The organism is Leptolyngbya iicbica LK (assembly GCF_004212215.1).
In the GTDB taxonomy this organism is placed as follows: Bacteria; Cyanobacteriota; Cyanobacteriia; order Phormidesmidales; family Phormidesmidaceae; genus Halomicronema; species Halomicronema iicbica.
Genome location: NZ_QVFV01000001.1, coordinates 1,394,184 through 1,408,591, shown reverse-complemented (window position 1 = coordinate 1,408,591; position 14,408 = coordinate 1,394,184). Strand labels below are relative to the sequence as shown.

Genomic DNA, 14,408 nt, shown 5'->3' with positions numbered 1-14,408 from the left:
AGTTGCATGGCATTTATCTGGATTTATGACTGCTTCCTCCTTGACTTCTGTTGCCAATGATCTCGTAGCAGCGGCCCCCGAAACCCAACAGCGCAAAGCCGATCACATTCGCGTCTGCTTAGAGCAAGATGTGCAGTGCCAGCAAATTACTACTGGATTAGAAAAGTATCGCTTTGAGCACTGCTGCCTGCCCGAGCTGGACTGGGACAGGCTGAACGTATCGAGCCAGTTTTTGGGCAAGTCATTAGGCGCTCCCTTATTGATTTCTTCCATGACGGGGGGCACAGAGCAAGCGCGGCTGATTAACACGCGGCTCGCGATCGCGGCCCAAACCTTTGGCTTCGCGATGGGCGTCGGCTCTCAGCGGGTGGCCGTAGAAGCGCCGGACGTGATGGAAACCTTTGCCATCCGGCGGTACGCTCCGGATGCCCTGCTGTTTGCCAATTTGGGCGCCGTGCAGCTCAACTATGGCTACGGCTTGGCGGAGTGTCAGCGGGTGGTGGATGGCCTCGAAGCGGACGCGCTGATTCTGCATTTGAATCCCCTGCAAGAAAGCGTGCAAACGCGGGGCGATCGCAACTTTCACGGCCTGTTGAACAAAATTGCCACCCTGTGTCAGCGATTGCCCGTGCCGATCATTGCCAAGGAAGTGGGCAACGGCATTTCAGCAGCGATGGCCCAAAAACTCATTAATGCTGGAGTTGCCGCTATTGATGTCGCCGGGGCGGGGGGCACCTCATGGGCCAAGGTGGAGGGCGGTCGGGCTACCGATCCGCGTCAGCGACGACTGGGGCAAACCTTTGCCGATTGGGGCCTACCCACGGCAGCGTGTGTGACCCAGATCCGCGCCGTCGCTCTAGAGATTCCTTTGATTGCCTCAGGCGGCATTCGCAACGGCTTGCAGGTTGCTAAAGCGATCGCCCTCGGAGCGGACTTAGTGGGTCTAGCACATCCGTTTTTGCTCGCGGCCAACGACTCCGAAGAGAGTGTGGCTTTGCTTGCCGAGTGCTTGCTAGAAGAGTTGCGCACCGTGTTGCTCTGCACGGGCAACCCTGACTTCACCGCACTCCGGCAATCAAACTCCCTAAAACTCGTTTGAAATATCGAGGAACTGATTCATAAAAATCCTCCTGACACCGGGCTCACCATGCTGTGGCAGGCCATGGAGGTCACGCTGATGGTCCGTTAAAACTCGTCGTCAGCGTAATTGGCATCCATGGCGGCTTCGTTGTCTCGCTTCGAGCCTAACAGTTCCAAGCGCTCAACCCGGATGACGGGAGACGTCCGTAAGGCTCCGGTGGAGCGATCGTTCCACTGATCGAGTTTGAGGGCTCCGCTTACGCCAATCAGGCTGCCTTTCCGCACGTAGTTCGCGGCGATCTCGGCGGTGCGTCCCCACATCTCCAAATTGAACCAGTCGGGTTGGTCAGAATTGCGCGTGCGGCGGTTGACGGCCAGGGAAAACTTACAGACCACACTGCCCGACTCAAAATATTTCACATCGGGGTCACGTCCTGCTCGGCCCACAAGGGTTACAGAATTGATGCTCATAAGTCAGACTGTCTCCTGATTTTGTCTACGCAGTGGAATGGCTCGCCGCATGCGCCTCGTCGCTCACTGTACCAAAGCTCTCGCGAGTTTCCGCAGCCTTGGCCGCCAGCGACTATGCCTTCGTTCAGTGTGCCGCAAATTTACAATAGCGGACGTACTTTTCTCCTGAAATGGGCGATCGCTACCGGAAGACTGAGGACAGCTAAAAAGACGGCCTGCGATCGTGGCTGAGTTACCCCGGCTGGCCTCAATTTTGTCAGTGTGGGATGCCCGCGTCGGCCACATTTCACATCACAACGGCGGCAATTTTACTTCGACTGAGGACAATCACCCGCTAGACGCATTGATACGAAACGTAATAGAATCCACTTCGTCTGTACTGCAACTGCAACAGACGTTCCCTGAATTAGTGTCTCGGCAAATAGTGGTTCCAATACCAATCGGCCATCTATGGCCTAGCATTAAGTTCGGCGAGTTTATATGTAACCGTCCATTTCGTTCGTTTGGGGGCTAAGTCTCGTGGCGTTGTTCGACCGTTTTTCACTCTCCCGAGACATGGGTATTGATCTGGGCACCGCGAATACGCTGGTGTATGTTTCGGGCAAAGGAGTGGTTCTACAAGAGCCCTCGGTGGTTGCCATTGACCAGGTAGAAAAGAAACCTTTAGCCGTGGGCGAAGAAGCTAAGCGCATGCTCGGGCGTACCCCTGGCAACGTGGCAGCACTCCGGCCTCTGCGGGATGGGGTAATTGCTGACTTTGATACTGCCGAATTAATGCTGAAGCATTTCATCCGGCAGGTGCATGAGGGCCGCACCCTCGTCTCGCCGCGCATCGTTATTGGCATTCCCAGTGGGGTAACTGGCGTTGAGCGTCGCGCGGTAATGGATGCCGCACAACAGGCCGGGGCGCGCACGGTTTATTTGATTGATGAACCTGTGGCGGCTGCGATCGGCGCTGGCTTGCCGGTGGCCGAACCGACAGGCAACCTGGTCATTGACATTGGCGGCGGCACCACCGAAGTCGCAGTCTTGAGCTTGCAAGGCACTGTACTCAGTGAGTCTGTGCGAGTCGCGGGCGATGAACTCAGTGATTCCATCACGCAATATCTCAAAAAAGTCCACAACTTGGTGGTGGGTGAGCGCACCGCTGAAGAAATCAAAATCAAGATCGGCTCAGCCTATCCCAGTGCTGATGACAATGAGCTCATCATGGATGTGCGAGGACTCCACTTGTTATCTGGTTTGCCCCGCACTGTCACCGTCAAAGCGGGTGAGATTCGCGAGAGCATGGCTGAGCCCTTAGCTGTGATCGTCGAAGCTGTGAAGCGGACGCTGGAACGCACGCCGCCCGAACTGGCCGCCGATATTATCGATCGCGGCATCATGTTGGCCGGTGGTGGAGCGCTGTTACAGGGACTGGATACTTTGCTCAGCCATGAGACGGGCATTGTCGTTCATGTGGCGGCCGATCCATTGAGCTGTGTTGTTCTGGGCACTGGACGAGTGCTCGAAAACTTCAGTCAGATGGGTCGAGTCTTCAGCGGTAGTTCCGGTATTTAAGGTAGGTTGAATAGCCATGTTTGCCCTGCGGCGCTGGTGGAATCAATATGCCCTCAAGACCGGATTAGTGGTCTTGGTGATTGTCGCGGCGTTAGGGATGCGTGACAGCGGTGGTGCTGTGATCTATGAAATGTATCGCTGGGTCACGCGCCCCTTTCATCCCGGGCCATCTCGTGAGGCCATGTTGCAATCGAGTTATGCGCAAGAATTGCAGCAGCGCTTGGTAGAACTCGAAAGTCAAAATCGATCGCTCCGACAAATTGTCGAAGGTGAAAGCTCACTGCCTGCTGAGGGCGTCTCTGCTGCTGTCATTGGCCGCAGTGCGGGTGATTGGTGGCAGCAAATCATCATCAGCCGTGGTGAACAAGATGGGATTACGCTTGATGACGTGGTGACAGGGCCGGGTGGCCTCGTGGGCCGCGTGATTGCGGTCTCGCCGAATAGTAGTCGGGTGTTGTTGGTCAGTGATCCCACCAGTCGGGTGGGCGCACGGATTAGTCGCAGTCGCGCCACTGGCTACATTCAGGGCACGATGGGACAACAGGTCGTATTGGAATTTTTTGACAAAGATCCCGATGTCAAGGTGGGAGATGTGGTCACCACGTCTGCTTACAGCAAGCTGTTCCCCCAAGACATTCCGATTGGGCGGGTAGTGGCACTCGATTTAGCCAAAAGCCCAGCTCCCGAAGTGACGGTGGAACTCACCGCGCCGTTGAGTATTGTCGAATGGGTCGAGGTCATTCCCTTTGCCCCGAAAGACATTACGATTCCAGAGGCGCGAGATACCCTGCAAGAGGTGATTCCTAATCGGCAAGAGGAAAATGAGGCGGAGGGCGATCGCACGCCATGACCACCAGTCGCCCCGTGAGTTTGGCCCAGCGTCGTCGTTATCGCTGGATCAATATTGGTGTTGTCATTGGCTCAGCCCTCGTCTGTACTTTGCTGTTGCCCATGCGGTTACCAGGGATGGTGCTGCTCGGGGTAGGGCCCAGTTGGTTGCTGGTGTGGTTGGTCGCTTGGAGTGTGCAACGCACTGGTGTCGAAGGGGCGATCGCGGGCTTCATTTTGGGACTTGTGCATGACGGTCTGACGGGATATTTTCCCACCCATACTTTGGGGCTAACCCTGGTGGGTTTTCTAACGGCGCGCATCCAAAAGCAACGCTTCATTCAGGAAGACTTTATTTCTGTCGCGATTATTGTCTTTGGCATGACCGTCATTGCCCAGACCGTGATGGCGCTACAAATCACGGCTCATCAGCTCGTGATCAGCAGCTCTCCCTATCCGGGTGTGCCTGCCATTTGGCTACAGCATCAGCGCATTGCGCTGAGTTCCGCTATTTTGAGTAGCCTGTGGGCGCCAGCGATTTACTATCCCCTGAGTCGCTGGTGGGCGCATTACGAGCAGATCATGTCGCCGCCGAGTAGCTAGGGGTAAAGCAGGGAGATATCATCGTTTCCCTCGGTCAAGTATTGCTCGATCGTGGACGGTTTAGAGATTGCGCCTCCGGAGGTAGGCACAACGTAGCCGTAAAGCTAAGTTGTTGATGTCGCCGGTCTACAGCATTCCCCATGAAAATCCAAAAGTCTGAGTTAGAGGCCTTGGGCAAGTCTCTACGCCTGGTCAACACTAACTCGATCAAGGCCTCAGCCAAGAGCCCCCCAACCAAGCGGCTTTGGTATCAAGGCCAAGAATCCTATTTTGATGTCACCGTCGATCTGCAGGATGAGGCGATCTCGTGGTTTCAGATTACCCTGCGGGGTAAAGTGGTCTCTGGTAAACCGACGCAAGCCCTGACTACCGGGGAAACAGAAGAACTGGATGTACCCCCAGAAGTCGCCTATTATGCCGCGAGTAAAACGATTCGAGACGGGGCAGCGATTAACTGGGACTTTGTTCAGTGCATGGCTGAGATGCTGTCACACCGCCCAGACGAACCGACGTTGGCTAGAGTTCACGACCTGTTAACCCAGCAGCTCGATCAGCATTTTCAAACTGCTTAAAAATGTGGATTGTTAGTGGGAACCGCCGTCTCGGCACTTCACCGTCGGGCACTGGATTGATCTGGGAGAAAATTTGGCTTTGATGGATCTGGACTCTCCCGCATCCTCTCAGTTCAGTTCGGGCCACTACGGAGTTAGTCTGGTCGGCGATCGCCTATCCTACTTGCCAGAGAGGTTGTTGGGAGAATGACACCCATGGCGCAAACGACAGAAGTGGCTCAATCGTCGGCGATCGCGCTACCAGAGATGGGCTGTGGGACTTGGGCTTGGGGCAATCGACTGCTGTGGGGTTACTCGCCAGAGATGGATGAGCAGTTGCAGGCCGTCTTTAATCATTGTGTGAGCGCTGGTGTCACGCTGTTTGATACAGGTGATTCTTACGGTACGGGCCGTCTCAATGGCCGCAGCGAGGCGTTGCTGGGGCAATTTGCCAGCGCCTATGAGGGGGCCAATCGCGATCGCCTCTGTCTGGCGACCAAACTCGCTGCCTATCCCTGGCGACTGACTCGGGGGGCAATGCACCAAGCCTGCGCGGCATCAGCCCAGCGACTGGGCCGCCCCGTCGATTTGGCGCAACTGCACTGGTCAACCGCGAACTATGCCCCCTGGCAAGAGGGCGCTCTACTAGACGGGCTGGCGGATCTCGTAGAACAAGGTCAGGTCAAAGGCATTGGCCTGTCGAACTTTGGGCCGCAACGACTGCAAAAAATCTATCCTCGCTTTCGCGATCGCGGCATCCCCGTCACCACCCTGCAAGTGCAATATTCCTTGCTATCAACCTATCCCGTCACCGAGTTGGGCATTCGAGACGTGTGCGATGAGTTGGGAATTCGGCTGATTGCCTACAGTCCTTTAGCATTGGGCATTCTCACTGGCAAATATGAAATCGGTGGTAAGTTGCCCAGTGGTTTACGCGGTTTCGTGTTTCGCCAATTACTGCCGGGGGTACAGCCAATTTTGGATACGCTGAACGCGATCGCCATCTTTCGGGAAAAAACGATGGCCCAAATTGCGTTGAACTGGTGTCTTTGCAAGGGATTCATTCCCATTCCTGGAGCTAAAACATTGGTCCAGGCGCAGCAAAACACAGGTGCGTTGGGCTGGCGGCTTGATGCGGGCGAAGTGCTAGAACTCGACAATGCGGTCAGACGCAGCGATAAGCAAATGGTGCAAAATATCTTCCAGACCCGCTAACCCGTTAGAGACTCTCAGACGGCCATCCTTTGAATATTGAACGTCAGTTCGGGATCGGCAATCTCGGCCCTGTTCTGTTCCAGAGTGATGAACTCAAATCCCCTGGATAAAATTAATTCAGAGCTCCTGACTGGCCGGTTAATGACCCCCAGCTTCATCGCTGGCGTCGTTTGTTGACCCAAACTCCAATGCCCAAATTCCAATGGGGCATACCCAGTGGTGAATTAATCGCTGCACATTCCAGGTCCGCCGTCATCTCTTTAACTGCTTGGCATCGTGGTGTTGAGGTCGTCGATCAACTCCCATCACTGGACTTTGCCCACTGCTAGTTCACTCTGACAATAGATGCCATTCATTGGCCTACAGCAGCTTTACTGCAGATAGATGCGAAGCGTCACTTTTGAAGAAGACCGTGCCCTGACAGTACAACTCACTTAAAAATGAACTTTGGTTGCAGACTGAAAGATCTGATCCCCGAGAGGCTATTCTAATAACAAGAAGCGATGAGCTTCAATTTCAAATGACCGTTCAGTCCACGTTAAATAGGAGGTTTGTTATCGATTTAACGTCTGAAACGTCATCAAAGGCAACAGCATCCAATCAGGTTTTTGATATCTCTTCTGTTTTGTAGCAGGGAGCTAAGTCATCGGTAAGACGGGGCGTGAGGTCACCGAAAAGATTATCGAAACGGCTCCATATAGGCTCGACTAATGATGGGAGATCACTCAAGGGAACCGCTCTGGGTGCTGTTGTCGTTTTAAAGAAATAATTATTTTTAGATCTGGAAATATTCTTGTTTTGATCTGATTGTTCTTCAACATAATCGATTCAGCATGGCGGCGCATCTTCTAAGCTTTACGAGAAGATGTGCCCTTTTTATGTCCTGGGTGGCCATGATAGAAATTGACCCTGGCAACCGAGAAAAGAACCGAACGATACCCGGAAAAAACGCCCCTTTCCGTGACTGGAGAGGGGCGTGAGTTGTCTGGTTATGTTGAGCAGGAGGAAAGCAAAAAAGCTGGATCTAAGCGGTGTAGCGGACACCGCGATAGGTCATTTCGGTGCTGGGCTGATGGCGTTGGTTAACGGTGTATTGCTTGCGGTGATAAGGCTTGCCGAGGAAGGTGGCGGTTTCGCTAGTCTCGACGGCGTCAACCGCATGGATGGAGGTTTCGTAGGATTGGCCGAGGAAGGAAAGTTTCATTGTGGTAGCTCCTTAGTGGGTGCGTTGTTAAGGATAGAAACAGCGGCTTTCCGCCAGCTTGCTGGCACAAAAGTGTGTTCTTGCTCACCGGGCAGTGTGATATTGGTTTCAACCGCCCGTGGTCTGATTAGGGATGGCAGGCGTTAGGTCAGCATTCCCAGCAGGGGCGCGATCGCTTGAAGCACGCAACCATCACTGCTGGCTACCCTTCTCTCAGATTGTCTGCACCAGCGCTGTCCGAAATACAACGAACAGCGGATCTTAGCGTCGGTAGGGAGGACGCGATCGCGTCCTGGAGGGAGCGATCGCGCCGTCCCTGGGGACCCGCTCCGACGACTTATCTGGACAGGCCGATTTGTAAACATCGTGAATAATCTTGCGACCGGATAGACCACGATTTGGTTTAATCGAGAATCGCATCTCCGAAACAACCACCGTCTCAAGAGCCTGAACGGCAGGCCCAGTAACCATGACTCACTCTCGACCTAGCGCCTCGTCCAATCCCCAGTCGCCCCGTCCCAGTTTGAACTGTGGGTGTTGCGGCATCTCTCTGAATGCCTGGGTCAAATATGCGAGAGAGACGGCATTTACGAATGAAGTGTTTGGGCACATCTCGACCCTGGGCGATCGCATCAGTCGCCGCAATTTAATGCGATCGGGGGCCTTTCTCGTCGGGGCGGCGGCGGCCTTTGGCCCCAAATCCTTTGCTCACGCGCAATCTACCCCGACCGAAACAACCAGCAGCACACCGGGGTCCATCGTTTCCCCCAGCCCAGACGCCACCACGGTGTTTGTCAATGGCACGATTCTCACGGTGGATGCTGAGTTTTCGGTGGTTGAGGCCATGGCCATCCGGGGCGATCAAATCCTGGCGGTGGGGACGCAGGAGGCGGTGCTTCAGTTAGCGGGCGACCAGGCCACGCAGGTTGATTTAGCCGGTAAAACGGTGTTGCCTGGGTTTGTCGATCCCCATGTGCATGCGGTGACCGGCGCCCTCATTTCCGGCTTGATGGAGTATGTGGGCATTGCTCGGTTCACCACAACTGAGGAAGTGTTGAACTTTCTCCGCGAGCAGGCGGCGGTCACCGCCCCCGGCGACTGGATCGTGGCGCGCAACTTTGATCCGTCGGTGCAGGCTGGCCCCGAGGCCTTAACCTTTGCCGAACTGGATGCCGTGTCAACAGAGCACCCAATTTTTGTGCTGAATGCGTCGGGCCATTTGGCCTACGCCAACTCGGCGGCATTTGCGGCGGCGGAAATTCCTCCCGATGTGGCAAACCCGCCCGGTGCAGAATTTGTGCGGGATGCTGAGGGCAACCTGAACGGGGTGATGAAAAACAATGTGGCCTTTGGGCAAGTCTTGTTCCGATATCCGGCCCTGGCGGATGCGGACCCGGTCGCCGCGTTGCTGAATCTCGCGGCGCGGTTTAACCAGGTGGGGCTAACGACGATGAGTGAATTTAGCCTGGGGCCAGCAGATTTAGAGGTGTTAAACGCCACCGCCGCCACCGGCAATTTGACGGCTCGGATTCGGGCGTATCCGTTTTATACCTATGACGATGCGTGGGATGAGATGGGTTTGCAGCCGCAGACTGGGGATGCGATCGCCCGCATTGCGGGTTACAAGCTGGTGTCGGATGGCTCAAACCAGGGCTACACCGGACTGCAGCGAGAACCGTACCTGAACACCGACAACTATGGCCTGGCCTACACCGAGCCGGAAGAGCTCACCCGGTTGGCCACGAAGCGATCGCAACAGGGCTGGCAACTGGCGATTCACGCTAACGGCGATCGCGCCATTGACAATGTGTTGGATACCCTGGAAGCCGTCCAAGCCACGGGCATTGACGTGCGATCGCTGCGGCCCAGAATTGAGCATTGTTCCATCCTCCACGATGAGCAAATTGCCCGCATGAAGGAGTTGGGCGTTTCAGCTAGCTTTTTGATCGGCCATGTCTACTACTGGGGCGTTGCCTTCCGGGATGAGATTTTTGGCGAAGAAAAAGCCGAACTGCTCGATCGCGCCCGCAGTTGCGAAGTCGCTGGGGTGGGCTTTACCCTCCATTCTGACTTTATGGTTACCGATCCCAATCCCCTCCAGATGATCGAGACGGCCGTGACCCGCCGCACCCAAAAAGAGCCAGACTACGCCCTCGCCCCCTGGGAAGCCGTCACCGTTGAGTCGGCGATTCGGGCCGTCACTGCCGAAGCCGCCTGGCAACTGCACTCAGACCATGAGGTGGGCAGCCTGGAACCCGGCAAGTTCGCCGATTTCGTCATCCTCGATAACGATCCTCGGCGCGTGACGCCCTCCCAAATTAGTGCGATCACCATCTTAGAAACCTGGATGAACGGCCACCTCGTTTACCAGCGCTAAAGCATCGCCGCCGACCATCCACGCTTTGCGGCGGATGCCGTTGCCAACCGACTTGAGCCCAGCGTTAGGAGTTGTCAGCCTCGCGATCGCTGTCGGCGACAGCCACAACGGGCGTCTCCCCTGCCTCTCCTGCCCCCATGAGTTGCGCCAGCAGCTGGGTTTCAGGAAACGGTTCCAGCAGCAAGATTTTCACCATGACCGTGAGCGGTAGCGCCAAAAACGCCCCGATGGGACCGAGAATCCAGGCCCACAAGACCACCGCCAGAAAGGTGACAATCGTCGACAAATCCAGCCCTTTGCCGAGATAGCGAGGGGCGATCGCAATATCAAAGAAATTGTTGATCAGGGTATAGCCCACGGCAAAAATCAAAGCCTTAGCCCAGCCCAAAGTCAGCAACGCAATCAGCGTGGGGGGAATCAAGGAAATATAGAAACCGATATTGGGAATAAAGTTGAACAGGAAGGAAAAAACTCCCCACAAAACGGCAAAGTCGATGCCCAAAATCCACATGAGCACCACTTGCAACAGGGCGGTCAATGCGCCTAACCAGCTCTTAATTAAGAGATAGGTGCTGATGCTGCTAGAAAAAGAGCTAAACCGTTGGAGCATCGGCTGATTGGTAGTGGCTAATGCATAACGCAAGCGGCTGGAAAAGTTCGCCGCACTCGCCAGCATGTAGATGAAAATCAGCAGGGTAAAGCCCACATTAGAAACCGTACCGAACAACGCCGAAATAAAGTAAAACAGCGCTTGCAAAATCCGCTCAGGCTGGAACCATTCCAAATCTCGAATATCTCGGGCCTGGATGCCGATACTATCCAGCCATTGGATAAATGCGGTGATCTGGGTATCAATCCGGTTGCGGTAGCTGGGCAGTTCGGCTGAAAGCTGCGCCAGCGAAGCCGCGAGAAACACAATCAGTGCCAAGCCGACAAAAATTACCCCTAACAGAACTAACGTGTAGGCGAGCCAATTGGGCAGTCCGCGGGCTTTGAGCCACTGCATCAACGGACTGGTCAACATCACCACAAACAACGACAGCAAAATGGGACCGAGCAGGCCAGAAACAGCCCGCATTCCAGCGATCACGAGTACCAGACTGGCGAGGCCAATCAGCAGAGTCACAAAGCCACGTTTTTCTGAAGAATTAGCCATTGCTGAGTCTTTGGATCATGATTCTCAGAACTATAGCGGACGTTTTACCCCTGCAACACAAAGTCGCGCGATCGCTAGAGTCTAGACATGCAACCACAATAAAGCCCCCTTAACGACTGTTCGTCAAGGGGGCTGGCAAGCTGTGGGTAGAGCAGGGAACACCGTGGGCGTTAAGCAGTCGGTGATGACGATTCGCGAGTCGGGGGCGGCCAAGCCATCGACGGCCTAGAGGGAGTGGGGTGGCGAGTTGAGTCGCTGCGCCCTTCAGCACAGAGCTCATCGAGCAGGTGAAGATAGCGCACCATCTCCGGCTTTAACGGGCGAGCCATTACGCCACAGCAAACGGGCGAGCCATTACGCCACAGCATCTTTCTCAAGGTTGTCCTGGCGGAGTTGGTCAAAGTCGATCGCGCCTTTGTCCAAGTTCTCTTCGCGGAGAGCGTCAAAATCAATGGCGGCCACTTCGTAGATGGCCCCTTTATCTAAGTTCTCCTCACGAAGTTCATCGAAGTCGATCGCGCCTTTGTCCAGGTTCTCTTCGCGGAGAGCGTCAAAATCAATGGCGGCCACTTCGTAGATGGCCCCTTTATCCAAGTTCTCTTCACGAAGTTCATCGAAGTCGATCGCGCCTTTATCTAAGTTCTCTTCGCGGAGAGCGTCGAAGTCAATAGCGGCTACTTCGTAGATGACCCCTTTATCTAAGTTCTCTTCACGCAGTTGATCAAAGTCGATCGCGCCTTTGTCCAGGTTCTCTTCGCGCAATTCACTGAAGTCAGGGATAGCGTAGCTCGCGGGAGCAATGGCGATCGTTGCAGCGGTCAGAGCGGTCAGGGTTACAGCAAGAGCTTTCATGGTTTGAACTCCTTTGTCGCTTCTGCGACTGATTTATCTTGAGTTCTATAGTCGGCCCCCCACCTGAGCCCCCCCTGACCGTCATCTGAGCTGGACTTAATCGCTTCCTGAGAAGTCTGAGGATTCACCAGCGTTTTTCTGAGGATGAGTGATACGGCGCACATAAGAAAAAAATCCCCTCACCGCTGTCGCGCGGCAAGGGGAAACAGTCAAGAAACCAAACTCCAGGAGAAGAAAATGAAAGCTTTAGGCTAATAGCCCCAACGTCTTACCGTGGTCCCGAGCCATGCGGATAAACGCCTGCCGCTCTTTACTAGGAATCCCGACGCGGTTGCAGAAGTTTGTAATGACTTTGGAATGTAACGCGATCGCTTGGCCACGGATCTGCTTGAGCTTGCGGTCACCAATCAGTTGACGAGTCAGGACGATAAAAGGAGCAAACATTCGGATAAGCCTCTAATTCAAAATGACGATGAAGCGGTGGGAGAGGAGAGTCATGATTGCCAAGCCGGGCTTAGCTCACCGCCAGTGCCACCAGGAACAAACCGGTTACAAGCAAACTAGCCATCGCACCTTGAAGCATGTAACGCTGCTGCTGCTCAGTTGAGGGATACTCCGCCAAATAAGCTTCTGTTTCGACTGCGTATGCATTGAGAACGCCGTTGTCTAGTTGTGTGGTGTACATGAGCCAAACCTCCAAGGGTTAAATGCGCTTGCTATGTAAATAAATGTAACAGACCTGTAACAGAATGTAAACATATTTGCTTTTGTTTAATATTTGCGCTAGCAGAATATTCCTCTGGTTAGAGCGCCATGATCGGTGAAAGAACCACAAAAAACCCCTGCGCCGTGATGAGTGCAGGGGTTTGAGTTGTCTGATAGGGGTTGAACAGGAAAGAAATAAGTTGATGGTTTAAGTGGTGTACTTAATGCCGCGATAGGTCAGTTCAGAAGCGGGCTGTTGGCGTTGGCGGTTGGTGTACTGTTTCCGGGCGTAGGGTTGGCCGAGGAAGATGGCAGTTTCGCTGGTCTCGACGGCGTCAACCGCATGGATGGACGCTTCGTAGGACTGACCAAGGAAAGAGAGTTTCATCGTGGGGGCTCCGTTGTGGGTGCGTTGTTATTTATGGAAACAGCCGCTTACGGACAGCGTCCTGGCCCAAACGTGTTTCCTGGCCCACGGGGAATGGTGATATGGCACGCGGCATTAAAAAGCCTCCCCAGACTGTCGCGGCTGAGGAGGCTCCACCTTTCATTCAGGAGACCATCTACAAGAGATGGCGTTTATAGAATGCCCAAACTCTGGGGACGGATTGTCAAGACTGGGGTTAAGTGGTGAGGTGTTCGTTGAGGCAGTCGTTGGCGAAGCCTCACCAGAGGTGAATCGCTTTTAAGCGGCGTTGGTGGTTGGTTTGGCGGGTGGTGGTGATAGCGGTAGGGTTCATGGCAGGAATCCTCTGCGGTCGGGGTTACCGCAGTGATATCGCGCTGGCGCTTGTTGCAGCTAGACCTAAATTCTCAACAGCGGGAGCGTTGCACGGGGGCGATCTCGCAACAGCAATCAACGCCACTCGACGAATCTCTGGAAAGAGCCAGTAGATGCGAGGGGCGACCGCCGAGTTGCTCAAACAACGGAAAGAGTAAATCATTGATCCCTTCCCCGCTTCATTGCAAAGTCTTTCCACACCAGCGGAATGGGGTCGGCTTGATAAGGCTTCAGATTGGGATAGCTCTTCACCAGATTGGGATCACTTCGGAGTAACTGCTCCAGCACTTCAGACGTCAGGGTTAGGAGTGGGATTCCAGCCAAAGGATGCAAGTTCTGATCGCGGGCGATCGCCTCCGTCACGGGCATCGGCATACCGGGTAACTCAATCCAGGGGCCGAGCTGTAATGCCACCCCATTGCATCGCGATCGCCACCAAGCACCTGGATTACGTCGGACAAACTCAGTCCAATACAGCGATGAGGGCTTGCGGTTTGTGCCATTGAAAATGCGGCGTAGATTGGTGGTTTCTCTTTGCCAGCCCAGATATTTGAGGATGACGGTGGGGTACTCTGCGTCAGGGGGCTCAACCACACCAAAAATCACCACGTACTTAGCAATTTTCTCCAGGCTTTGCTGCAAGACGGTTTCGGCAGGAATGACTTTAACCGCCGGGACTTCGGTCCCATTCAGCAGGGGCTGAAACTCTTCGATGTATTGATCTTCCAATTCCTTCAGGCGCTCGCAGCAGTCTGCACAATCGAGCCATGCCAGCGTGACCGGATGCCGCCGATGAATGCGCTTGAGTTGCTCAGTGCGATGATGCCCTTTGCCGCGCCAGCGGTTGGCCAGGTTCTTGGCTCGCCCCACATAGAGCACGCGGCCCTGATCGTCGATCGCAAAGTAGATCGCGGGGCAATCGGGCAGGCGGTCCAGGTGCTGAATGCTTAAGTTTGGTAAGGCAGCGAGTTGTAGCGACATAGTCATCGGGAAAGCTGTCCCTAAAGTGCCCTGCTAGCACTGCC

16 protein-coding genes are annotated in these 14,408 nt (G+C 54.6%); 7 read left to right on the top strand and 9 right to left on the bottom strand.

The genetic code is table 11. The annotated features are described in order from the left end of the window. Nucleotides 1–25 precede the first annotated feature (25 nt). The gene (gene fni, locus DYY88_RS05940) at nucleotides 26–1,099 is read left to right on the top strand and encodes a type 2 isopentenyl-diphosphate Delta-isomerase (RefSeq protein ID WP_044151090.1); all 1,074 of its coding nucleotides are present in this window, start codon (nucleotides 26–28) and stop codon (nucleotides 1,097–1,099) included. Between the two features lie 86 nt (nucleotides 1,100–1,185). Here fni and DYY88_RS05935 read toward each other — a convergent pair whose 3' ends face one another. Continuing rightward, nucleotides 1,186–1,551, bottom strand: coding sequence for a single-stranded DNA-binding protein (locus tag DYY88_RS05935; protein ID WP_039725989.1), 366 nt, complete (start codon nucleotides 1,549–1,551; stop codon nucleotides 1,186–1,188). 555 nt (nucleotides 1,552–2,106) lie between these two features. Here DYY88_RS05935 and DYY88_RS05930 point away from each other — a divergent pair. The 5 genes from DYY88_RS05930 to DYY88_RS05910 all read left to right on the top strand — a co-directional run bounded on the left by DYY88_RS05930 (nucleotide 2,107) and on the right by DYY88_RS05910 (nucleotide 6,308). Then, nucleotides 2,107–3,111, top strand: coding sequence for a rod shape-determining protein (locus DYY88_RS05930; RefSeq protein WP_039725987.1), 1,005 nt, complete (start codon nucleotides 2,107–2,109; stop codon nucleotides 3,109–3,111). Nucleotides 3,112–3,127: 16 nt separating this feature from the next. After that, a complete protein-coding gene (gene mreC / locus DYY88_RS05925) occupies nucleotides 3,128–3,961 on the top strand; it encodes a rod shape-determining protein MreC (RefSeq protein ID WP_044151089.1) in 834 nt (277 codons plus the stop codon). After that, nucleotides 3,958–4,542, top strand: a complete 585-nt coding sequence (gene mreD, locus DYY88_RS05920) for a rod shape-determining protein MreD (protein ID WP_044151088.1) — start codon at nucleotides 3,958–3,960, stop codon at nucleotides 4,540–4,542. Before mreC ends, mreD begins: the two co-directional genes overlap by 4 nt. Nucleotides 4,543–4,682: 140 nt before the next feature. Then, nucleotides 4,683–5,114: a hypothetical protein gene (locus DYY88_RS05915; RefSeq protein ID WP_052288287.1), complete on the top strand. Its 432-nt coding sequence runs from the start codon at nucleotides 4,683–4,685 to the stop codon at nucleotides 5,112–5,114. A 195-nt stretch (nucleotides 5,115–5,309) separates the two neighbouring features. Beyond that, nucleotides 5,310–6,308 (top strand): aldo/keto reductase, encoded by a 999-nt coding sequence (locus DYY88_RS05910; RefSeq protein WP_044151087.1) that lies wholly within the window; start codon nucleotides 5,310–5,312, stop codon nucleotides 6,306–6,308. Between the two features lie 1,024 nt (nucleotides 6,309–7,332). On the opposite strand, the gene DYY88_RS05905 is transcribed toward DYY88_RS05910, so the two are convergent. Further along, on the bottom strand, nucleotides 7,333–7,512 hold the full coding sequence (locus DYY88_RS05905; protein WP_039725986.1) for a DUF4278 domain-containing protein: 180 nt from the start codon (nucleotides 7,510–7,512) through the stop codon (nucleotides 7,333–7,335). 469 nt (nucleotides 7,513–7,981) lie between these two features. Between DYY88_RS05905 and DYY88_RS05900 the strand changes: the two genes are divergently transcribed. Next, nucleotides 7,982–9,889, top strand: a complete 1,908-nt coding sequence (locus DYY88_RS05900; RefSeq protein WP_084607002.1) for an amidohydrolase — start codon at nucleotides 7,982–7,984, stop codon at nucleotides 9,887–9,889. A 64-nt stretch (nucleotides 9,890–9,953) separates the two neighbouring features. Here the strand turns inward: DYY88_RS05900 and DYY88_RS05895 are convergent, their stop codons facing one another. The 7 genes from DYY88_RS05895 to DYY88_RS05870 all read right to left on the bottom strand — a co-directional run bounded on the left by DYY88_RS05895 (nucleotide 9,954) and on the right by DYY88_RS05870 (nucleotide 14,370). Then, on the bottom strand, nucleotides 9,954–11,045 hold the full coding sequence (locus tag DYY88_RS05895) for an AI-2E family transporter (protein ID WP_039725985.1): 1,092 nt from the start codon (nucleotides 11,043–11,045) through the stop codon (nucleotides 9,954–9,956). Between the two features lie 170 nt (nucleotides 11,046–11,215). Next, entirely contained in the window at nucleotides 11,216–11,374 is a 159-nt protein-coding gene (locus tag DYY88_RS24425) for a hypothetical protein (RefSeq protein ID WP_207223286.1), read from the bottom strand. Between the two features lie 25 nt (nucleotides 11,375–11,399). After that, nucleotides 11,400–11,897 (bottom strand): hypothetical protein, encoded by a 498-nt coding sequence (locus tag DYY88_RS05890; protein WP_130199333.1) that lies wholly within the window; start codon nucleotides 11,895–11,897, stop codon nucleotides 11,400–11,402. A 246-nt stretch (nucleotides 11,898–12,143) separates the two neighbouring features. Further along, nucleotides 12,144–12,341, bottom strand: coding sequence for a cyclic electron transport protein PGR5 (gene pgr5 / locus DYY88_RS05885; RefSeq protein ID WP_039725982.1), 198 nt, complete (start codon nucleotides 12,339–12,341; stop codon nucleotides 12,144–12,146). Between the two features lie 70 nt (nucleotides 12,342–12,411). Beyond that, complete coding sequence (psb34, locus tag DYY88_RS05880) at nucleotides 12,412–12,582, bottom strand: photosystem II assembly protein Psb34 (RefSeq protein WP_039725981.1); 171 nt, start codon at nucleotides 12,580–12,582, stop codon at nucleotides 12,412–12,414. 228 nt (nucleotides 12,583–12,810) lie between these two features. Then, nucleotides 12,811–12,990, bottom strand: coding sequence for a DUF4278 domain-containing protein (locus DYY88_RS05875; protein WP_039725980.1), 180 nt, complete (start codon nucleotides 12,988–12,990; stop codon nucleotides 12,811–12,813). Nucleotides 12,991–13,542: 552 nt separating this feature from the next. After that, nucleotides 13,543–14,370, bottom strand: a complete 828-nt coding sequence (locus DYY88_RS05870) for a GIY-YIG nuclease family protein (protein ID WP_084607001.1) — start codon at nucleotides 14,368–14,370, stop codon at nucleotides 13,543–13,545. Between the last annotated feature and the right edge of the window lie 38 nt (nucleotides 14,371–14,408).